Below are 19,085 nucleotides of genomic sequence, written 5' to 3'. Positions count from 1 at the left end.
TAGCGTTCGCCCAGCCAACACAAAAAGCACGGGTGAATCCTCATTAGCGATTCAACAGATCCCCCATCCACTGCAAATACTGCGCACGGTCGGAAATCGAGTTATGCCCTGACTCCGGTACCACTCTGAGCAGCGCCACGCCTTGCGGGAAACTTTCCAGCAAACGCTGGGTGCTGGCGCGAGGGATCACCTCGTCGTCACTGGCTGCCAGCAGCAACGTCGGCACGCGGATATGCGCGGCGTACTTGCCGGACTCAAATCGCTCCTTGAGCAACCACTTCACCGGCACCCACGGGTATTGCCGCGCCGCGATTTCTTCAAGGCTGTTGTAAGGCGTCACCAGAATCAAATGTTGCAGCGGCCGCTGACTGGCCAGACGCACCGCGACGCCCGATCCCAGGCTGCGGCCAATGAGCGAAACCTGCGGGTGGCTGGCGTACACCTGATCAAAAAGTGCCAAGGCATCCTCGGCAATCGCCGCTTCCGACGGTGAACCGCCGCTGCCACCGAAACCGCGGTAGTTGAGCAGATACACCGCGTAATCGGGAAACGCCTCGGCAAACTCCGGCAGATTGCGCGACACGTCCTCGGCATTGCCGCCGAAATAGATCAGCGCCCGTGGCCCGACGCGCTCGCGGGTGATCACTGAAACCCGCGCGTCCGGCATCGACAGAATCAGTTGTGAGTCGCTGCCGCTGACGGCATTGGGCTGCGGAAAATAGATCAGCGAGCGCTGAAAAAAAAACAGCGCCGCGCACAGCACCAGGTACACGGCAACGATCAATGCGACGAGTGACATCAAGGTTCGGGACATTCGGCTACTTTTAACGGTGTGTGAAGGATCGCTGTCGCAGTGTAGTTCAGCCCTGCAACCGGGCCGCTCGCACACACAACATGCAACAGATCAGCGCAACAGGGGAACCAGCATGAGCCACACTGAGGGTTACTCCCGTCGCCGATTGCTCACGCTGGCTGCCGGGGTTTCGGCGGTCTTCACCTTTGATCGGGCGCTGGCCACAACCACCACGTCCGCGACCACCGGAGGCCAAACCATGCAGACCCGTGCCATCCCGTCCAGTGCCGAGTCGCTGCCAATCGTGGGCCTGGGCACCTATCGCGGCTTTGACGTCGCGCCCGGTGACCCGGCCTATCGGCAATTGCCGGCGGTGCTCGATGAGCTGTTCAAAAAGGGCGGCACGCTGATCGACAGTTCACCGATGTATGGCCGCGCCGAACAGACTGCCGGTGAACTGCTATCGATCCACGAACCGCGTTCGCCAGCATTTCTGGCGACCAAGGTGTGGACGCGCGGGCGCAAGGAAGGCATCGCGCAGATGGAGCAGTCGTTCAGCCTGCTGCGCACCGAACGCATCGACCTGATGCAGATCCACAACCTGCTTGACTGGCAAACCCACCTGCCGACCCTACGTGAATGGAAAGCCCAGGGGCGCATCCGTTACATCGGCATCACCCATTACACACCCTCGGCCTATGAAGAAGTCGAAGCGGTGCTGAAGGCCGAGCCACTGGATTTTCTGCAAATCAACTACGCCCTCGATGACCGAGGCGTGGAGAAACGTATTTTGCCTTTGTGCCGCGAACGCGGCGTCGCGGTGATCTGTAATCGGCCGTTCGGTGGCGGGGGACTGCTGGCCCGGCTCAAAGGCAAATCGCTGCCGGGCTGGGTGTCGGATGTGCAGGTCAACAGTTGGCCACAATTGGCGTTGAAGTTTCTGCTCTCGCATTCGGCGGTGACTTGCGTGATCCCGGGCACGGGCAATCCGCGCTATATGGCCGATAACGCCAAGGCCGGGTTCGGGCCGATGCTCACCGATGCGCAGCGGCATCAGTTGATTGCGTTAGCAGCGGGATAATCGATCTCGTAGACGGCGCTCAGCCGCGATAGCGCAACGCCTCCAGCAACAACGCAAACGCCGGCGCAGCCTGACGCCGGCTCGGGTAATACAGGTGATAACCGGAAAATGTCGGGCACCAATCCTCCAGCACTTGCCGCAAACGACCGTCGGCCAGATACGGCGCAACGATGTTTTCCGGGATGTAACTCAGGCCGAAACCGTCCAGCGCAGCGTCGAGCAACGGGTAGACACCGTTCAAGGTGATTTGCCCGGAGACCCGCACTTTCAGGCTTTCGCCATCCTTCTCGAACTCCCAGCTGTACAACCCGCCATTGGTCGGCAGACGCAGGTTGTTGCAGGCGTGGTCGGTCAGGTCGCGGGGCGTTTGCGGCTTGGCGCGTTTGGCAAAATAGGCCGGTGAACCGACCACCGCCATGCGCATGTCGGGGCCGATGCGGGTGGCGATCATGCCTTGCGCGACGTCTTCGCCCAGGCGCACGCCGGCGTCGAAACCCTGGCCGGCGATGTCGACGAAACCATAGTCGCAGCTCACCTCGACGCTGATGTCCGGGTACTGCGGCAGAAAGGATTTGAGCACCGGGCGCAGCAGCCAGTCCAGCGAATGATCGGTGGCGTTGAGGCGGATCTTGCCCGCCGGGGTGTCACGTAGATTGCTCAGTGCCGCCAGTTCCACTTCGATCTCTTCGAAGCGCGGGCCGATGGTTTGCAACAGGTGCTCGCCAGCCTCGGTGGGCGAGACGCTGCGGGTGGTACGGGTCAGCAGACGCAGGCCCAAACGGGCTTCGAGTGCGCGGATGGTATGGCTCAACGCGGACTGCGAGACACCGAGCTTGGCCGCGGCCTTGGTGAAACTGCGCTCGCGGGCCACGGCGAGGAAGGCGAGCAGGTCGGTGGCGTTTTCTCGAAGCATTGATGAGTGTCCTGCATAAGTTTTTTCGAATTCTAGTCGATTATCTGAAGAGTTGGCGCCGGTAGAGTGCTGACATTGTTTATCCGGAGGAACCGCCATGAACCCGATTGCCGCTTCTGCATTGACCCTTTCCCTGTTAGCGGGTGAGGTGCAGGCCAATGAAACACCACGAGTGAACGTCACACCGAATGGTTCGCAACCTTCGGCCAAGGGCCCAACGGACTGGTTCACCGGCACTGTGCGGGTCGATGCGCCGTTCAAAGGCACCGAAGCAGCGCGGGTCAGTGGTGCGACGGTGACGTTTGAGCCGGGCGCGCGCACCGCGTGGCATACACATCCGTTGGGACAGACCTTGATCGTCACGGCCGGTTCCGGGTTTGTGCAGGAGTGGGGGCAGCCGGTTCGTGAGATTCGTCCAGGGGATACCGTGTGGATTGCGCCGGGGGCCAAGCATTGGCACGGTGCGGCGCCTGGCACGGCGATGACTCATATCGCGATTGCTGAAGTGCTCGATGGCAAAGTCGCGGATTGGATGGAGCAGGTGAGTGATGAGCAATATCCGCGAGCTGACTGAAAGCTGTTGGTAGCGCACTAGCACCCCATGCTGGTGCGCCACCTGATTTCCCTCACCCCAGCCCTCTCCCGGAGGGAGAGGGGGCCGACCGAGGTGTCTTGCGCCATACATCGACCTGAGAGACCGAGTCGATTATGGGTTCACAGCACTTCGACCTGAAAGTGCCGTGTCGATTACGGGTTCACAGCACTTCGACCTGAAAGTGCCGTGTCGATTACGGGTTCACAGCACTTCGACCTGAAAGTGCCGTGTCGATTACGGATTCACAGCACTCCGACCTGAAAGTGCCGTGTCGATTACGGATTCACAGCACTCCGACCTGAAAGTGCCGTGTCGATTATGGATTCACAGCAAGACGTTCACGTCGGTGCAGCCCTCAAATATCCCCGGATCGGTCCCCTCTCCCTCTGGGAGAGGGCTAGGGTGAGGGGCTCTTTTCAGGCGTTTAGATCATCTCCGGCAGTGAAGAGAGGATTTTATCGAGGGTGATTGGATACTCCCGCACCCTAGCCCCCGTAGCATTGTAAATAGCATTCGCCACCGCCGCACTGACCCCGCAAATCCCCAACTCACCGACACCCTTGGCCTTCATCGGCGAAGACAGCGGATCTGTCTCATCGAGGAAAATCACCTCCTGATGCGGAATATCGGCATGCACCGGCACCTCGTACCCGGCCAGATCATGGTTGACGAAAAACCCAAGTTTCTTGTCCACCGCCAACTCTTCCATCAACGCTGCACCGACGCCCATGGTCATCGCACCGATCACCTGACTGCGCGCCGAAGTGGGGTTGAGAATCCGTCCCGCCGCGCACACCGCGAGCATGCGTCGCACGCGTACTTCACCGGTGGCCGCGTCGACGGCGACCTCGACGAAATGTGCGCCGAAGGTCGACTGCTGATACTTCTCGGCCAGATCACCGAACTCGATGCTGTCCTCGCCGACCAGCGCGCCGCCTTCAGCCGCGTTGCGCAATGGCACGCTCTTGCTGCCGACGCGCACCTGACCGTCGATGAATTTGGCCTGGTCCGCCGCCAGCCCCAGTTTGCTCGCCACTGCTTCGCGCAGTTTTACGCACGCGGCATAGACCCCGGAGGTCGAGCAGTTACCGCCGAACTGGCCGCCGGAGCCGGCCGACACGGGGAAGTTCGAGTCACCCAGCCGCACCACCACCGCGTCGAGGCCAACGCCCATCATCTCGGCGGCAGTCTGCGCGATGATCGTATAGCTGCCGGTGCCGATATCGGTCATGTCGGTTTCCACAACAATCTTGCCGTCACGCTCCAAATGAACGCGGGCGCCGGACTTGACCAGCAGGTTGTTGCGAAACGCCGCAGCCACGCCCATGCCGATCAGCCAGCGACCTTCACGACGGCTGCCCGGTTGAGCCTTGCGCTGATCCCAGCCAAATTTCTCGGCCCCGGTCTGCAGGCACTTGATCAATTGCCGCTGGGAAAACGGCCGTTCGGTCTTCACCGGATCGACCTGCGTATCGTTGAGAATGCGGAATTGCACCGGGTCCATCTTCAGTTGCTCGGCCATCTCGTCCATGGCGATTTCCAGCACCATCAACCCCGGTGCTTCACCCGGCGCACGCATGGCGTTGCCTTCGGGCAAATCGAGCGGCGCGAGGCGCATGCTCACGCGACGGTTTTCGGCGGCGTACAGCAACTGGCTCGGTTGTGCGGCGAGTTCGACCTTGCCGTCGGCAAGGTTGCCCGACCAGCCTTCGTGAGCGATGGCGGTGAGCTTGCCGTCCGCCGTGGCGCCCATGCGGATGCGCTGAATTGTCGCCGGACGGTGCGTGGTGTTGTTGGCCATCTGCGGGCGGGCGAGGGCCACCTTCACCGGTCGGCCAGCCATGCGCGCACCGAGGGCGGCAAGAATCGCGTCGGCGCGGATGAACAGCTTGCCGCCGAAACCGCCACCGATATACGGCGAGACCAAACGAACTTTTTCCTTCGGTAGGCCGAGGGTTTTCGCAATGTCGCCGACACTCCACGCGACCATCTGGTTGGAGGTCCACAACGTCAGTTGATCGCCTTTCCACGCTGCCAATGTCGCGTGGGGTTCCATCATCGCGTGGGACTGGTCCGGGGTGGTGTAAGTCTGATCAAACTGCACCGGCGCGGCGGCAAAGGCCTTGTCGAAGTCACCATGATTGACGTCGGGCAACTCGTCTTTCGGCTCGACGCCCAAGTCTTTCACGCTGGCCAGATCGAATTTGCCTTCGACGGCTTCGTAATCGACCTTGACCCGTTGCGCGGCGGCGCGGGCCTGTTCGAAGGTCTCAGCGACGACCAGCGCGACGGCTTGCTGATAATGCTGCACTTCGGGACCGGCGAGCAGGTGGGCGGCGTTGTATTGACCCTTGTCGAGCTTGCCGGCATTCGCGGCGGTGACAATCGCCAGCACGCCCGGCGCGGCTTTCGCCGCGTCCAGATGAATGGCTTTGATCCGCCCTTTGGCGATGGCCGCATCGACCATGACACCGTAGGCCTGATTGGCGGCCGCTTCATGCTGCTCGTAGGCATACGTGGCCTGGCCGCAGGTTTTCAACGGCCCTTCGATGCGCTCGGTGGGTTGGCCGATGACCTTCAACTGGTCGATTGGGTTGGTGGTGGCGGGCGTGTCGAATTTCATGCTTCATCCCTCGCTTGCGCCAACACCGAGCCGAGCGTGCGCTCGACCAGGGTCAGTTTGAACTGGTTGTCGTGGGTCGGCGTGGCGCCGTCGAGCAGGCGTTCGCTGACGGCTTTGGCGCCTTTTGGCAGCAGCGCTTCGGCCGCTTCAACCCGCCACGGTTTCGGCGCGATACCGCCGACCGCAACGCGGCCGCTGCCGTCTTTTTGCAGGATCAGGCCGACCGAGACCAGCGCGAATGCGTAGGACGAACGATCACGCACCTTGTGATAAATGTGGGTGCCGCCGACGGGCGCGGGCAGTGTCACCGAGGTGATGAACTCGCCGGGCGTCAGGCTGGTTTCGATGTTCGGCGTGGTACCGGGCAACTGGTGAAAGTCGGCCATGGCGATGCTGCGGGTGCTGCCGTCGGGTTTCACCGTGTCAATCTGCGCATCGAGGGCACGCATGGCAATTGCCATGTCACTCGGGTGCGTGGCGATGCACGCGTCGCTGACGCCGATGATGGCGAGTTGCCGACTGACCCCGCCAATCGCCGCGCAACCGCTGCCGGGATTGCGTTTGTTGCAGGCTTGATGGGTGTCGTAGAAATACGGGCAGCGCGTGCGTTGCAGCAGGTTGCCGGCGGTGCTCGCCATGTTGCGCAACTGTCCGGAAGCCCCGGCGAGCAAGGCGCGCGAGAGCAGGGCGTAGTCTTTCCGCACGCGCATATCGGCCGCCAGATCGGTGTTGCGCACCAGCGCGCCGATGCGCAAGCCGCCCTCGGGCGTGGCTTCGATCTGATCCAGGCCGAGGTGGTTGACGTCGATCAGGTGCAGCGGGGTTTCGATGTCGAGTTTCATCAAGTCCAGCAGGTTGGTGCCGCCAGCGATGAAGCGTGCGCCTTCGACCTGTGCGGCTTGCGCAGCGGCAGCGGCGGGGGAGTCGGCGCGGCTGTAATTGAACGGTCTCATGCCGGTACCTCCGCGACTTCGGTAATGGCTTCTATGATGTTCGAGTAGGCACCGCAGCGGCAGATATTGCCGCTCATGCGCTCCTGAAACTCTCTGGCGATCAACTGCGGCGCCTCGGTGAGGCTCTCACTGACGTGGCTGGGGATACCGTCGCGGATTTCCTTGATCACTGACACCGCCGAGCAAATCTGCCCCGGTGTGCAATAGCCGCACTGATAGCCGTCGTGCTTGATGAATGCGGCCTGCATCGGGTGCAGATTGTCCGGCATGCCGAGGCCTTCGATGGTGGTGATCTCGCTGCCTTCGTGCATTACCGCCAGGGTCAGGCAAGAGTTGATGCGTCGACCATCGGCGATCACCGTGCAGGCGCCGCACTGGCCGTGGTCGCAGCCTTTTTTGGTGCCGCTCAGGTGCAGGTGCTCGCGCAAGGCATCGAGCAGGGTCGTGCGGGTGTCGACGTCAAGCGCACGCGGCTTGCCGTTGACGTTGATCGTCACTTTGCTCATGGCCGGTTGCTCCAGGTTGGCCGCATAGGCCTTGAGGCTGATAAACGGCGGCATCGCGAAGGCAGTGGCGGTCACGGCGCCGAGGATCAGAAATCCGCGTCGGGAAATCGTCATGGTTCGATTCCTTTTCTCTCTTCATCAGGGCAGCAGGGTCGTGAATGGCCCAAGCAGGCAGCCAGCGTCATCGCCGGTCTCGTTAAGGAGTGACTGCCGGAAAGAGGAAAAGGTTTTGTCGGATTTGCGCTATAGAGTTATGCGCACAGCTCATCAATCTTCTGCCTTACATACATCCCTGTGGGAGCGAGCCTGCTCGCGAAGAGGTCGGCCCAGCCAAAATCTTCATTGCCTGACCGGCCGCTTTCGCGAGCAGGCTCGCTCCCACATTTGAAATGTGTTCGGCCGGACTAATGCCCGCCCACCACCATCGAGGTAAATGGCGCCACATACGCCTGCAACGTCACCAGCCCGCCGACAAGAATTGCCAACACAATCGAGTGGAAGAACACATAGCGCAGAATCTCGCCTTCATGCCCGTACCAACGGGTCGCGGTGGAGGCGACCACGATCGATTGCGCATCGACCATTTTGCCCATCACCCCGCCGGAGCTGTTCGCCGCCGCCATCAGGATCGGACTGATCCCGAGCTGTTCCGACGTCACCCGCTGCAAGCCGCCAAACAACACGTTTGACGCGGTATCCGAACCGGTCAACGCTACACCCAGCCAACCGAGCAACGTGCCAAACATCGGATAGAAAATCCCCGTCGCCGCAAACGCCAGACCCATGGTCGCGTCGAGTCCCGAGTAGCGCGTGAGAAACCCCAGCGCCAGCATCGCCGCAATGGTGATCAACGAAAACCGCACCACCCACAACGTGCGCAGGTACTGCTTGATCAGTTGCGGGATGGAATAGCCCATCAGCAAACCGCCGACAATTGCTGCCAGCAGAATCCCGCTGCCGGTGGCGGTCAGCCAAGTGAATTTGTACACCGCTTCTTCCGCTTTCGGCGCGGCAACCACGGGCGGGACTTTTTCGATTTGCAGGTGCAGGCTGGTGAACGTCACCGCCGGGGCGAAAATCGGGTTGGCCTCGCGCAGCGGTTTGCCAGCGGGATCAAGCTTGGCCGACTGGGTGACCGGATCAATCGCGGGCCGGGTGTCGAACATATTCTTGAAGCCTTGAGTGCCCCAGGCAAAAACGAATACGGTGAGGATGATCCACGGCATCCACGCGCGCATCACCGCCGGGCGCGCCTGATCGCTGAACGCGGCGCTGGCAGTGATTTTTTCTTCCTCGACTTTGGAGTTGTCGACGCGCCCTGACAGCGCTGCCGAGGTGTGAATGGTCGCCGGTTTCCACACCTTCAAAAACAGCGTCAGACAGGCCATGGAAATCAGCGCGGCGATCACGTCCACCAACATTGGGCCGTGGTAGTTCGACACCAGAAATTGCGGGATCGCGAAGCTGACGCCGGCCACCAGAATCGCCGGCCAGATCTCCAGCATCTTGCGCCACCCGGCGAAGGCCCAGATCAGCCAGAACGGCACTAGCACCGAGAAAAACGGCAACTGCCGACCAACCATCATCGACAGTTCCATTTCATCCAGCCCGGTAACTTTGGCCAGCGTGATGATCGGCGTACCGAGTGCGCCGAATGCCACCGGCGCGGTGTTGGCGATCAGCGCCAGACCTGACGCGGCCAACGGCGAAAACCCCAGCCCGATCAGAATCGCCCCGGTCACCGCTACCGGCGTGCCGAACCCCGCCGCACCTTCGAAAAACGCACCGAAGCAGAACGCGATCAGCAACAACTGCAAACGGCGGTCATCGGTGATCCGCGCAAGGGAATCCTGCAGCACTTTGAACGAGCCGTTCTCGGTGGTCAGACGGTGCAGAAAGATGATGTTGAGGACGATCCAGCCGATTGGCAGCAAGCCATTCGCCGCACCGAACAACGCCGCAGAACCGGCCATGCTCGCCGGCATGCCGAAGGCAAAAATCGAAATCAGCAGGGCGGACGCCAGCGCCAGCAGCGCCGCGAGATGCGCCTTGACGTGGAAGAACGCCAGCGCCGCAAGCATCACCACCACCGGTACGGCGGCCATGAGCGTGGAGATCACCGGGTTGCCGAACGGGTCGTAAATTTGCTGCCAGACCATGGTCCACCTCTGCTTGTTGTTATTGAGGGCGCAGATCCATTGCGTGGTGCTTGGTTGCAAGGAGTATAGGTGGCGTTTCGCCGCCGCTCGGTCAGCGCGGGCTGGGCGACAAACGGTCGATAGTGGCCACTGAATCAAAGGCGTTTTGCCCGGTCGTATCTGCGGCTGCGCGCACCGCGTCCTGAAGGCGCGGGCAGCGTCGCCGATTCCGTCGTCAAGACCTTGGTTTTAGGGAAGTGTTGAATGAAGCGTGCAACAACAATACTGCTGACCGTGACCGCCGCCGTATTGCTCGGCGGCTGTGTCGCGGATTTTGATGATGACCACCGCCATGGCCGGCATTACGACCGCGATCATGGCCGCAATTACGACCACGACCGGCGCTGGGACGACCGCGATGATCGTCGCGACGGGCGTCGTTACTATCGTGATCGGGATGATGATTGACTGAGTTCTGCGCGCCCCATTAGTAGAACAGTCGCGCAGACGCGGGGGAGTGGACGCAATGATGGCAATTCAGTAGCATCGCCGTTTTTTTTCCCCTTCTCCCCCAAGGATGATCATGTCTGTGGCTTTGCTGTCGCGCCGTATACCCGTTGTTATCAGTGCAGTTCTGTCGGGCCTGCTGCTGTCGGGGTGCACCCAGTTGGGAACCTATCAGGATTCGGTCGCACCTGATGCCGCTAAGCTGCGCTTTGTCGCCAGCACCGATAACGCGTCGGTGGATTATTACGATGCAGAGCATTGCGATGGCCAGACCACCGGCTTGCTCAACAACCTGTTCATCGTCGACAGTGCGCGCCGGGTGGGCATGAGCGTGGCGCCCCCGGAAAAGGCCAAGAGCTACCTGGAAATCAAGCTGCCGCCCGACAAGGAAATGTACCTGAAGGTCAACACCCAGACCGGTTATGCCGTGTGCGGGTCGGGTTTCAGCTTCAAACCTCAGCGCGATACAGAATATGAGCTGACCTTCGACCTCAAGGGCCGCCAGTGTTCGACGCTGATGCAGCGCGTGCAGCGCATCGATGGCAAGGACGTACGCACGCCGCTCCCGATGAAACGCGAGGGGCTGGCGGCCTGTGCCGGGCGCAACCCGATCTTTCCCAAGCCGCCAGTGCTGCTGCCGGATACGCCGGAGCGGACGGTCATGATCGACCGCATCGTCAATGGCAGCCTCTTCGTGGTGTTGAAGTCCGACGCGAAGACGCGCGCCGCGACGACGTTTACGCCGGAAAAACTCGATTCGCTGGTCAGCGAGCGCAAGGCGAAAATGGGCTTTGAACTGCCAGACGATTACTGGGCGCTGTACCGTCAGAATCTAGACGCCTTCAACATTGAGGGTTCCGCGATTCCCAGCGAGGCGATCACCCGTTCCAGCGACGAGTATCGCAAACGTCTGCGCAGTATCGACGACAAGCGCTTGAAAGAATGGTCTGCCGTCGATGGTACTTCCGGCAAGCGTGGCAATGCGGTGCAGGCCGACATGGAAACCGGCATGATCACGTACTACTTCCAGTCGTCCAAGGAGGTCATGGGCGAAACCGTCATACGCCATCTCGACCGTATGGCCAAAATGGATGCGCAGTACAACGTCTGCTCGCGTTACGCCGAGTGCTGGAAGCGCTGAACGGCGCAATCATGATGTGAAAAAGCCCGCTGCGCCGATACGGCCAGTGGGCTTTTTTGTGCCTGTTGCAATTAAAAATGAGCGCTCGCCCGGACGCTGGATCGCGCAGGCACAGAGGCCTCGATGTCCAGCAAATGGGTGGCGAGAATGTCGCTCAGAAAACGGAACTGATCGTTGATGCCGACCACTTCATTGTTGAAATGATTCGTGGCGGCGGGCATCAGCAGATCTTCGAAATCTTCGTTGAACACCAGCGCTTGAGCCTTATGCGACACGGCGTGCTGGTCGTAATAGTTGCTGCCGAACACCGGGAAACTCACGGAGAGTGTGACGTGGGTGTGAATCATGTTGTGAACTCCTCGTTGTGTTTCGGATGGGTCAATCGTGCCTTTGATGGGCGGTGGGCGGAAGGCAATCGTGGCGATGGTGAATATCGATGGCAGTGATGGTTAGAGTTTTTGGGGTGTTGCTGATGGCCTTATCGCTGGCAAGCCAGCTCCCACAGGTTCTGAGGCGATCACAAAATCTGCGGCTGCTGGAAATCCTTGTGGGAGCTGGCTTGCCAGCGATGAGGCCGGTACATCCAACATCAGGCTCAATTGACACACCTATACTCAAATCTGCATCCCACTCATCTCAAGGACACCGCCACCGTGAACTCGCGTGCGCTGCTCGTCGCCGCACTGTTGTTGCTGGCCGGCTGCGCCACTTCGGCGCGGGCGCCGGTGTCAGCGCCGCAAGCCGTGTTTGTCTCGCCGGCCACCTGGCAGCAGATCGACCGGGAAATTGTCAGCGCTTCGCAGCAGTCCACCGAGCAAGTTAAAGTCTTTGCCCGCGGTTCGATGGAACATTGGCGCACTCGCGTCTATCAGCAAACTGAAGAAAATTTCATTCCGTGGTTCAGCAGCTACTGGACCCAGGAATGGCTGTCGATGAAAGTCAGTTGGTACACGATCAATGCCGGCGGTGAGCAAGATGCGTCAGCCAAGCGGCTGGCGGCGTATCTGCTTGAGCAATATCAGGAAAGAGTGCTGGCGCCGGTTGCGGTGGAGATCGATCCGGATGCGATTCTGGGGCAGGCGACGGCGTTCTATGCGCAGTTGATGGCGCAACAGATGCCGCTCATCGCCCAGCGTCATGGTGTGCCTGTCGCTCAGCTCAACGGGCGTTTGCAGAAAATCCCCGCCATTGCACTGGGCCCGCCGCCAGCGCGCGATGCTTCGTTGTTTCAAGTGATCAGCACGGAACCGTTGAACACCTTGCCGGCCTATGCCGCGTTGATCGACAAGATCCACACTGACGGCGGCGCCAAGGGCATTGCCTCGACCGATGCTGGCATGGCCCCGGTGGCCAAGCGCGCCAGTCAGCGGATGGAAGCGGAAATGGCCCCGCGCGGGGCCGCCAGTGCTGTAGCGGCCGCGGCGGGGAAACTGGCTGGAGGGCTGATCTCGGTGGGTGTGGCGGGGATCCGCGCGATCATCCAGGCCAATGACCGACCCGACAGCGAAGCGCTGATTCGCACCAGTCTGGGCAGCACCTTCGACAAAGCCTGGCTGAAACTGGTGCAGAGCCCGACGACTGGCGTTATGGCCGGCACGTTGCACCTGGCCGGGCAGGTCGAGCGCAATCTGGATAGGGTTGATGAACCGTCGGTCGGCTTGGGGGGGAATCGTGTCGAATGGCAGCCGCCGCAATCGACCAATCAGCAGATCGAACCCAACGTGCAAGGAGAGTGATCATGGCTTACATCGATATTTTCGTAGCGCCGGTGCCGACTGCCAATCGTGAGCAGTACAAAAAGCACTGTGAAATCGCGGCGAAACTGTTCAAGGAATACGGTGCACAGGATGTGATGCAGTGCTGGGGCGATGACGTGCCGGAGGGCAAGGTCACGTCATTTCCGATGGCGGTCAAACTCAAGGAAGGCGAGACGGTTTCATCCGGCTGGCTGATCTGGCCCGACAAGGCCACTCGGGACGCCGGCATGGGCAAAATGATGGAAGATCCGCGCATGCAACCGGACGTCAACCCGATGGGGTTTGATGGCCAGCGGATGATTTTTGGTGGCTTTAAAAATATCCTCGAACCCTGAAACCAGCGTAAATCTTTTGTACGAGTGAGCCTGCTCGCGATCGCGGTGGGTCTGTCAATGAAGCATTGAATGTGCGAACGCCATCGCGAGCAGGCTCACTCCTACAGGTATTGTGTTCACTCCGAGGGAGTGATTCTGCAGCTTTTACGGTTGCGGATCTGCTCGTCCGTCGGGCGTTCACGGACGAATTCGAAGCGCGGCTCGCCCTCGCTGTAATGCACCAGCCAGCCCCATTCCAGTTCGCTTTCATCCTGCCCGGGATTGGGCGGCCGGGCCCACCACGGTTCTTTGCTGAGGATCTCGCGCATGGTGGCCTCCGGTTGATGGCAATCCTTGAACTATAGCTTCCTGTCACGAGTCGTCAGATCAGGCTGTGTAGAATCCGGCGGATCACTTTGAACAGGGGAGCAGGGCCATGACCGAAGAAGCGAAGCGACTGTTTTTCGCCCTCGATTGCCCGGCGGTGCAACGCAAGGCAATTGCTCATTGGCGCGGGGAGTTGGGTTTGCGAACCGGTAAGCCGGTGCCGGCGGACAATTTCCACCTTACGCTGCTGTTTCTCGGCGCCGTGCCCTTGGCGCAGATCAACGAAGTCTGCGAGGCCGCCGGACAAGTGCGTACGCCGGGAGAGGCCTTGAGAATTCCGCTTGATCGACTGCAGGTCTGGCATCGCGCCGGGGTGTTGTCGCTCGCCCCCGAGCAGGCCCCGCAGGCGCTGCTGCGGCTGGTCTACGCATTGGAGCAGGCGATGTTGCCTTTTGGTTTTGAAGAGACGCCCCGCGAGTTTCGTCCGCATCTGACCCTCGCCCGAGACTACCGTGCGCCAGAGCCGGAATCCGCCACGCCGCCGGAGTTTTTCTTGCGTGCCGAACGCTTTGCCTTGTTCGAATCGCACAAGGGTCGCTATCGCATCCTGCAGGATTGGCCGCTGATTTGAGCGCACAAAAAAAGGCGCCCGAGGGCGCCTGAAATTCACCTTGACCGAGGAAGCCAGGTGAGGCCGTTCATTGCAGGGTGCAGCGGTGGTAAGGCGCTGCGTGAACGGGAAATTTTTACACTGATCGTTCTCACGCTCTGCGTGGGAATGCCTCTTGTGACGCTCCGCGTCACGCTTTGGGACGCAGAGCGTCCCGGACTGCGTTCCCACGCGGAGCGTGGGAACGATCATCGGCTCACTTACCGAGTTTCACCCGGGTCCAGCCACGGGTCATGATCCGCTGGGTGGCAATCGGCTGATCCGGCACCGCATACAGCGTCGCCATCACCGCTTGCGACGGGTACGAACCCGGGTCGTTGCGGATCGCTTCATCCACCAATGGCGTCGCCGCCGCATTGGCGTTGCTGTAGCCGTTGCTGTTGGTGATCTCGGCGATGATCTCCGGGCGCATCAGGAAGTCCATGAACAGGTAGGCGTTCTCGACGTTCGCCGCATCGCGCGGGATCGCGACCATGTCGTAGAAGCTGCCGGCGCCTTCTTTGGGAATGCTGTAGTCGATCACCACGTTGTTGCCCGATTCCACCGCGCGAGCCTTGGCCTGCAGCACGTCGCCGGAGTAACCGACCGCGACGCAGATGTTGCCGTTGGCCAGATCCGAGATGTATTTCGAGGAGTGGAAGTACGCCACGTTCGGGCGGATCTTCATGAACAGCGCCTCGGCTTCCTTGATGTGCGCGGTATCCTTGTCGTTCACCGGGTAGCCCAGGTAGTGCAGGGCGGCCGGGATCATTTCGGTCGGCGAATCGAGGAAACTGATGCCGCAGGCTTTGAGTTTTTCAGCGTTTTCCGGTTTGAACAACAAATCCCATGAATTGGTCGGGGCGTTGGCGCCGAGCACTTCCTTGACCTTGGCCGGGTTGAAGCCGATGCCGATCGAGCCCCACATATAAGGGAACGCGTGGGCGTTGTCCGGATCACTGGCGGCGGCGTTTTTCAGCAGCACCGGGTTGAGATTCTTCCAGTTCGGCAGCTTCGATTTGTCCAGCGTCTGATAGACGCCGGCCTTGATCTGCTTGGCCAGGAAACTGTTCGACGGCACGACCAGGTCGTAGCCGGATTTGCCCGCCAGCAAACGCGCCTCGAGGGTTTCGTTGCTGTCGAAGACGTCGTAGGTCACGCGGATGCCGGTCTCGTCCTCGAACTTCTTGACGGTGTCCGGCGCGATGTAATCAGACCAGTTGTAAACACGCAGCACCTTGTCGTTGGCCTGGGCGCCCATGACGATTGCGCCCATTAAGGACAGTGTCAGCAGAGTCCTGCCAAACATTTTCATCGGTACAACTCCATTCTTTTTATTCACGTTACGCAAAGCCCCCTCACCCTAACCCTCTCCCAGGGGGAGAGGGGGCTGACCGAGGGGCTGACTACATTTGTGTAGGAGCTGTCGAGTGAAACGAGGCTGCGATCTTTTGATCTTTCACATCAAGATCAGAAGATCGCAGCGTGCCGCAGCTCCTACAGGGTTATGCGGTGACGGCTTGTTGCGGTTGCTGCCACGACTCATTCGCCGTCTGATCCATCGCTTCCTGAATTGCCCGCTTGCGGTTGGCTTCTGCCTTGCGGCCGAAGTACCAGACCAGGAAGGTCACCAGCGACACCGCCAGCAGAATCAGGCTGGCCACGGCGTTGATCTCAGGCTTCACGCCCAGACGCACCGCCGAGAACACTTCCATCGGCAACGTGGTCGAACCCGGGCCGGAAACGAAGCTCGCCAACACCAGGTCATCCAGCGACAAGGCGAACGACATCATGCCGCCCGCCGCCAGCGACGGCGCGATCATTGGAATGGTGATCAGGAAAAACACCTTGAACGGTTTCGCGCCGAGATCCATCGCCGCTTCTTCGATCGACAGATCCAGTTCCCGCAAGCGCGCGGAGACTACCACCGCGACATAAGCGGCACAAAACGTGGTGTGGGCGATCCAGATCGTGACGATGCCACGCTCCTGCGGCCAGCCGATCAACTGCGCCATGGCCACGAACAGCAGCAACAGCGACAGACCGGTGATCACTTCAGGCATCACCAACGGCGCGGTGACCAGACCACCGAACAGCGTGCGACCCTTGAAGCGCGTGACGCGGGTCAGCACGAAAGCGGCGAGGGTGCCCAGCGCCACGGCAGCAATCGCGGTGTAGCAGGCGATTTCCAGCGAGCGCAGCACCGAGCCCATCAGTTGCGTGTTGTCGAGCAGGCCGACGTACCACTTCACCGACCAGCCGCCCCATACCGTCACCAGTTTCGAGGCGTTGAACGAGTAGATCACCAGAATCAGCATCGGCAGATAAATGAACATCAGGCCGAAGATCAGCATGAACTTGGAAAAACCGAAGCGTTTCATCCCCGTGCCTCCATCTCTTTGGCCTGGCTGCGGTTGAACAGCAGAATCGGCACAATCAGGATCAACAGCATCACCACCGCCAGCGCAGACGCCACCGGCCAGTCGCGGTTATTGAAGAACTCTTGCCACAGCACGCGACCGATCATCAGGGTCTCCGGGCCACCCAACAGTTCGGGAATCACGAACTCACCGACCACCGGAATGAACACCAGCATGCAGCCGGCAATAATCCCGTTCTTGGCCAGCGGCACGGTGATTTTCCAGAAGTTGTTGAAGTTGCTCGAACCCAGGTCCTGCGCGGCTTCCAGCAAGCTGCCGTCGTGCTTCACCAGGTTGGCGTACAGCGGCAACACCATGAACGGCAGGTAGGCGTAGACCACGCCGATATACACGGCCGTGTTGGTGTTGAGGATCTCGATCGGGTGGTCGGTGAGCCCCGTCCACATCAGAAACCCGTTGAGCAAACCGTTGTTGCTGAGGATGCCCATCCATGCGTAAACGCGGATCAGGATCGCGGTCCAGGTCGGCATCATGATCAACAGCAGCAGGACGTTTTGCGTTTCCTTGCCGGTCTTGGTGATCGCGTAGGCCATCGGGAAACCGATCAGCAGACACATCAGCGTGCTCAGCGCTGCGACTTTCAGCGAGCCGAGATAGGCCGACAGGTACAGCTCGTCTTCGCCGAGCATGGTGTAGTTGCCGATGTTCAGCAGCAGCTGGAATTTCTGTTCGGCGTAGGTGTAGATCTCCGAGTACGGCGGGATCGACAGCGCGGCTTCCGAGAAACTGATCTTCATCACCAGAAAGAACGGCAGCATGAAGAACAGGAACAGCCAGATGAACGGAATGCCGATCACCAGTTTTCGCCCGCTGGGCACCAGGCGCAGGAATTGCTGATTGAAGGTTTTCATGAGCGCAGTACCACGCCGCTGTCGTCTTCCCACCAGACGTAGACCTTGTCGTCCCAGGTCGGGCGCGCGCCACGGCGTTCGGCGTTGGCCATGAACGACTGGACGATTTTGCCGCCGGGCAATTCGACGTAGAACACCGAGTGACCGCCGAGGTAGGCGATGTCATGCACCTTGCCTTCGGACCAGTTGTAGCGGAACTCGGGTTGGGTGGTGCTGACGAGCATTTTTTCCGGACGGATCGCGTAGGTGACCGACTTGTCCTGCACTGAAGTGCTGACGCCGTGACCGACGTAGATCTTCTGCTGCAAGTCCGGGCTGTGGATGATCGCGTGACCTTCAAGGTCTTCCACCACGGTGCCATCGAAGGCGTTCACGTTGCCGATGAATTCGCAGACCATGCGGCTGACCGGGGCTTCGTAGATGTCGACGGGGCTGCCGATTTGCGCGATCCAGCCCAGGTGCATGATCGCGATGCGCTCAGCCATGGTCATGGCCTCTTCCTGGTCGTGGGTGACCATCACGCAGGTCACGCCGACGCGTTCGATGATCTGCACCAGTTCCAGTTGCATCTGCGAACGCAGCTTTTTGTCCAGCGCACCCATCGGCTCGTCGAGCAGCAACAGCTTCGGACGCTTGGCCAGCGAACGGGCGAGGGCGACGCGCTGACGCTGACCGCCGGACAACTGGTGCGGACGGCGTTTGGCGTATTGAGTCATATGCACCAGACGCAGCATTTCATCGACACGGGCATCGATTTCACTGGCCGGCAAACGGTCCTGCTTGAGGCCGAAGGCGATGTTCTGCGCGACGGTCATGTGTGGGAACAGCGCGTAGGACTGGAACATCATGTTGATCGGCCGCTCGTACGGCGGCATGTCAGTGATGTCCACGCCGTCGAGCAGAATCCGCCCTTCGGTCGGCCGCTCGAAACCGGCGAGCATGCGCAGCAGGGTCGATTTGCCCGAACCGGAGCCGCCGAGCAAGGCGAAGATTTCGCCCTGATGGATCTCCAGGGACACATCGTCCACTGCCACGGTTTCGTCGAACTTCTTGGTGACACGATCGACTTTCACCAGCACCTTTTTCGGTTGCTGATGACCTTCAAGTGCCTTCCTGTAAGTGCTGGAGGCGTTTGCCATGTGAAACTCCCAACAGGTTTCGTTCGCCGGGCCAATGTGGCCGGGCTTAAGTGGATTGCAAGCCTGTAAGCGCTGCTCCGGTCGAATCGCCGCAATACCCTGTGGGAGCTGGCTTGCCAGCGATGGCGGTGGGTCAGTCACCATTAATGTTGAAGGTGACGGCCTCATCGCTGGCAAGCCAGCTCCCACAGGGTTTTGCATTGTTCTGACAGGTATTGCACTTACCGATCCGGCTTGTTCGGCGCCGCCGTCCTGGCTGCCTGGGTCGTACTTGTTGTTATTACGGGTGTTGTTGTTCACGAATGACGGATGCGCAAAGGCACACCCGACGTCCGTGGGGGCAGTAAATCGTTACGA

At 60.4% G+C, this 19,085-nt stretch carries 19 protein-coding genes; 7 read left to right on the top strand and 12 right to left on the bottom strand.

The window, feature by feature from the left end:
- Positions 1-43: 43 nt before the first annotated feature.
- Complete coding sequence (locus tag LOY43_RS16785; protein ID WP_220556429.1) at positions 44-814, bottom strand: alpha/beta hydrolase; 771 nt, start codon at positions 812-814, stop codon at positions 44-46.
- Between the two features lie 112 nt (positions 815-926).
- Between LOY43_RS16785 and LOY43_RS16780 the strand changes: the two genes are divergently transcribed.
- A complete protein-coding gene (locus tag LOY43_RS16780; protein ID WP_258708419.1) occupies positions 927-1,874 on the top strand; it encodes an aldo/keto reductase in 948 nt (315 codons plus the stop codon).
- Positions 1,875-1,893: 19 nt separating this feature from the next.
- On the opposite strand, the gene LOY43_RS16775 is transcribed toward LOY43_RS16780, so the two are convergent.
- Entirely contained in the window at positions 1,894-2,787 is an 894-nt protein-coding gene (locus tag LOY43_RS16775; RefSeq protein ID WP_258708418.1) for a LysR family transcriptional regulator, read from the bottom strand.
- A gap of 97 nt (positions 2,788-2,884) precedes the next feature.
- On the opposite strand from LOY43_RS16775, the gene LOY43_RS16770 reads away from it, so the two are divergent.
- Positions 2,885-3,361 (top strand): cupin domain-containing protein, encoded by a 477-nt coding sequence (locus LOY43_RS16770; RefSeq protein WP_258708417.1) that lies wholly within the window; start codon positions 2,885-2,887, stop codon positions 3,359-3,361.
- Positions 3,362-3,806: 445 nt separating this feature from the next.
- On the opposite strand, the gene paoC is transcribed toward LOY43_RS16770, so the two are convergent.
- From paoC to LOY43_RS16750, 4 genes are all read right to left on the bottom strand, one after another.
- Positions 3,807-6,005 (bottom strand): aldehyde oxidoreductase molybdenum-binding subunit PaoC, encoded by a 2,199-nt coding sequence (paoC, locus tag LOY43_RS16765; protein WP_258708416.1) that lies wholly within the window; start codon positions 6,003-6,005, stop codon positions 3,807-3,809.
- Complete coding sequence (locus LOY43_RS16760) at positions 6,002-6,958, bottom strand: xanthine dehydrogenase family protein subunit M (protein WP_258708415.1); 957 nt, start codon at positions 6,956-6,958, stop codon at positions 6,002-6,004. Before LOY43_RS16760 ends, paoC begins: the two co-directional genes overlap by 4 nt.
- Complete coding sequence (gene paoA / locus LOY43_RS16755; protein WP_093440843.1) at positions 6,955-7,578, bottom strand: aldehyde dehydrogenase iron-sulfur subunit PaoA; 624 nt, start codon at positions 7,576-7,578, stop codon at positions 6,955-6,957. The genes LOY43_RS16760 and paoA overlap by 4 nt, the downstream gene beginning before the upstream one ends.
- Positions 7,579-7,868: 290 nt before the next feature.
- Positions 7,869-9,623, bottom strand: a complete 1,755-nt coding sequence (locus LOY43_RS16750) for an L-lactate permease (RefSeq protein ID WP_095047969.1) — start codon at positions 9,621-9,623, stop codon at positions 7,869-7,871.
- Between the two features lie 243 nt (positions 9,624-9,866).
- Here LOY43_RS16750 and LOY43_RS16745 point away from each other — a divergent pair, with 243 nt between their 5' ends.
- Together LOY43_RS16745 and LOY43_RS16740 are read left to right on the top strand one after the other, a co-directional pair.
- Positions 9,867-10,070, top strand: a complete 204-nt coding sequence (locus tag LOY43_RS16745) for a hypothetical protein (protein WP_095124556.1) — start codon at positions 9,867-9,869, stop codon at positions 10,068-10,070.
- Positions 10,071-10,185: 115 nt separating this feature from the next.
- Positions 10,186-11,250: a hypothetical protein gene (locus tag LOY43_RS16740; RefSeq protein ID WP_095047968.1), complete on the top strand. Its 1,065-nt coding sequence runs from the start codon at positions 10,186-10,188 to the stop codon at positions 11,248-11,250.
- Positions 11,251-11,321: 71 nt separating this feature from the next.
- Here the strand turns inward: LOY43_RS16740 and LOY43_RS16735 are convergent, their stop codons facing one another.
- On the bottom strand, positions 11,322-11,597 hold the full coding sequence (locus LOY43_RS16735; protein WP_095047967.1) for a hypothetical protein: 276 nt from the start codon (positions 11,595-11,597) through the stop codon (positions 11,322-11,324).
- A gap of 306 nt (positions 11,598-11,903) precedes the next feature.
- On the opposite strand from LOY43_RS16735, the gene LOY43_RS16730 reads away from it, so the two are divergent.
- Together LOY43_RS16730 and LOY43_RS16725 are read left to right on the top strand one after the other, a co-directional pair.
- A complete protein-coding gene (locus tag LOY43_RS16730) occupies positions 11,904-12,986 on the top strand; it encodes a hypothetical protein (protein ID WP_095047966.1) in 1,083 nt (360 codons plus the stop codon).
- A 2-nt stretch (positions 12,987-12,988) separates the two neighbouring features.
- Positions 12,989-13,342 carry a DUF1428 domain-containing protein gene (locus LOY43_RS16725; protein ID WP_093440829.1) on the top strand — a complete coding sequence of 118 codons (354 nt, stop codon included), beginning with the start codon at positions 12,989-12,991 and terminating at the stop codon, positions 13,340-13,342.
- A 116-nt stretch (positions 13,343-13,458) separates the two neighbouring features.
- Here the strand turns inward: LOY43_RS16725 and LOY43_RS16720 are convergent, their stop codons facing one another.
- The gene (locus tag LOY43_RS16720; protein WP_095047965.1) at positions 13,459-13,650 is read right to left on the bottom strand and encodes a hypothetical protein; all 192 of its coding nucleotides are present in this window, start codon (positions 13,648-13,650) and stop codon (positions 13,459-13,461) included.
- 107 nt (positions 13,651-13,757) lie between these two features.
- On the opposite strand from LOY43_RS16720, the gene thpR reads away from it, so the two are divergent.
- Complete coding sequence (thpR, locus tag LOY43_RS16715) at positions 13,758-14,279, top strand: RNA 2',3'-cyclic phosphodiesterase (protein WP_095047964.1); 522 nt, start codon at positions 13,758-13,760, stop codon at positions 14,277-14,279.
- A 235-nt stretch (positions 14,280-14,514) separates the two neighbouring features.
- On the opposite strand, the gene LOY43_RS16710 is transcribed toward thpR, so the two are convergent.
- The 4 genes from LOY43_RS16710 to LOY43_RS16695 form a co-directional block, all read right to left on the bottom strand.
- Positions 14,515-15,612, bottom strand: coding sequence for a polyamine ABC transporter substrate-binding protein (locus tag LOY43_RS16710; RefSeq protein ID WP_095124560.1), 1,098 nt, complete (start codon positions 15,610-15,612; stop codon positions 14,515-14,517).
- 190 nt (positions 15,613-15,802) lie between these two features.
- Entirely contained in the window at positions 15,803-16,678 is an 876-nt protein-coding gene (locus LOY43_RS16705) for an ABC transporter permease subunit (protein WP_258708414.1), read from the bottom strand.
- The gene (locus tag LOY43_RS16700; RefSeq protein WP_177409232.1) at positions 16,675-17,556 is read right to left on the bottom strand and encodes an ABC transporter permease subunit; all 882 of its coding nucleotides are present in this window, start codon (positions 17,554-17,556) and stop codon (positions 16,675-16,677) included. The genes LOY43_RS16705 and LOY43_RS16700 overlap by 4 nt, the downstream gene beginning before the upstream one ends.
- A gap of 29 nt (positions 17,557-17,585) precedes the next feature.
- A complete protein-coding gene (locus LOY43_RS16695; protein ID WP_007919249.1) occupies positions 17,586-18,728 on the bottom strand; it encodes an ABC transporter ATP-binding protein in 1,143 nt (380 codons plus the stop codon).
- Between the last annotated feature and the right edge of the window lie 357 nt (positions 18,729-19,085).

Origin of the sequence: Pseudomonas sp. B21-041 (genome assembly GCF_024748675.1) — a bacterium.
Lineage (GTDB): Bacteria > Pseudomonadota > Gammaproteobacteria > Pseudomonadales > Pseudomonadaceae > Aquipseudomonas > Aquipseudomonas neuropathica.
Note: the sequence above shows the minus strand (reverse complement) of the source record. Positions and strands in the feature narration are given on the sequence as shown.

Excerpts from the sequence above, each read along its gene's own strand:
- LOY43_RS16785 (WP_220556429.1), bottom strand. The coding sequence starts at position 814 with ATGTCCCGAACCTTGATGTCACTCGTCGCATTGATCGTTGCCGTGTAC.
- LOY43_RS16695 (WP_007919249.1), bottom strand. The coding sequence starts at position 18,728 with ATGGCAAACGCCTCCAGCACTTACAGGAAGGCACTTGAAGGTCATCAG.
- LOY43_RS16780 (WP_258708419.1), top strand. The coding sequence starts at position 927 with ATGAGCCACACTGAGGGTTACTCCCGTCGCCGATTGCTCACGCTGGCT.
- thpR (WP_095047964.1), top strand. The coding sequence starts at position 13,758 with ATGACCGAAGAAGCGAAGCGACTGTTTTTCGCCCTCGATTGCCCGGCG.
- LOY43_RS16705 (WP_258708414.1), bottom strand. The coding sequence starts at position 16,678 with ATGAAACGCTTCGGTTTTTCCAAGTTCATGCTGATCTTCGGCCTGATG.
- paoA (WP_093440843.1), bottom strand. The coding sequence starts at position 7,578 with ATGACGATTTCCCGACGCGGATTTCTGATCCTCGGCGCCGTGACCGCC.
- LOY43_RS16745 (WP_095124556.1), top strand. The coding sequence starts at position 9,867 with ATGAAGCGTGCAACAACAATACTGCTGACCGTGACCGCCGCCGTATTG.
- LOY43_RS16770 (WP_258708417.1), top strand. The coding sequence starts at position 2,885 with ATGAACCCGATTGCCGCTTCTGCATTGACCCTTTCCCTGTTAGCGGGT.
- LOY43_RS16740 (WP_095047968.1), top strand. The coding sequence starts at position 10,186 with ATGTCTGTGGCTTTGCTGTCGCGCCGTATACCCGTTGTTATCAGTGCA.
- paoC (WP_258708416.1), bottom strand. The coding sequence starts at position 6,005 with ATGAAATTCGACACGCCCGCCACCACCAACCCAATCGACCAGTTGAAG.
- LOY43_RS16735 (WP_095047967.1), bottom strand. The coding sequence starts at position 11,597 with ATGATTCACACCCACGTCACACTCTCCGTGAGTTTCCCGGTGTTCGGC.
- LOY43_RS16750 (WP_095047969.1), bottom strand. The coding sequence starts at position 9,623 with ATGGTCTGGCAGCAAATTTACGACCCGTTCGGCAACCCGGTGATCTCC.
- LOY43_RS16720 (WP_095047965.1), bottom strand. The coding sequence starts at position 13,650 with ATGCGCGAGATCCTCAGCAAAGAACCGTGGTGGGCCCGGCCGCCCAAT.
- LOY43_RS16710 (WP_095124560.1), bottom strand. The coding sequence starts at position 15,612 with ATGAAAATGTTTGGCAGGACTCTGCTGACACTGTCCTTAATGGGCGCA.
- LOY43_RS16775 (WP_258708418.1), bottom strand. The coding sequence starts at position 2,787 with ATGCTTCGAGAAAACGCCACCGACCTGCTCGCCTTCCTCGCCGTGGCC.
- LOY43_RS16760 (WP_258708415.1), bottom strand. The coding sequence starts at position 6,958 with ATGAGACCGTTCAATTACAGCCGCGCCGACTCCCCCGCCGCTGCCGCT.
- LOY43_RS16725 (WP_093440829.1), top strand. The coding sequence starts at position 12,989 with ATGGCTTACATCGATATTTTCGTAGCGCCGGTGCCGACTGCCAATCGT.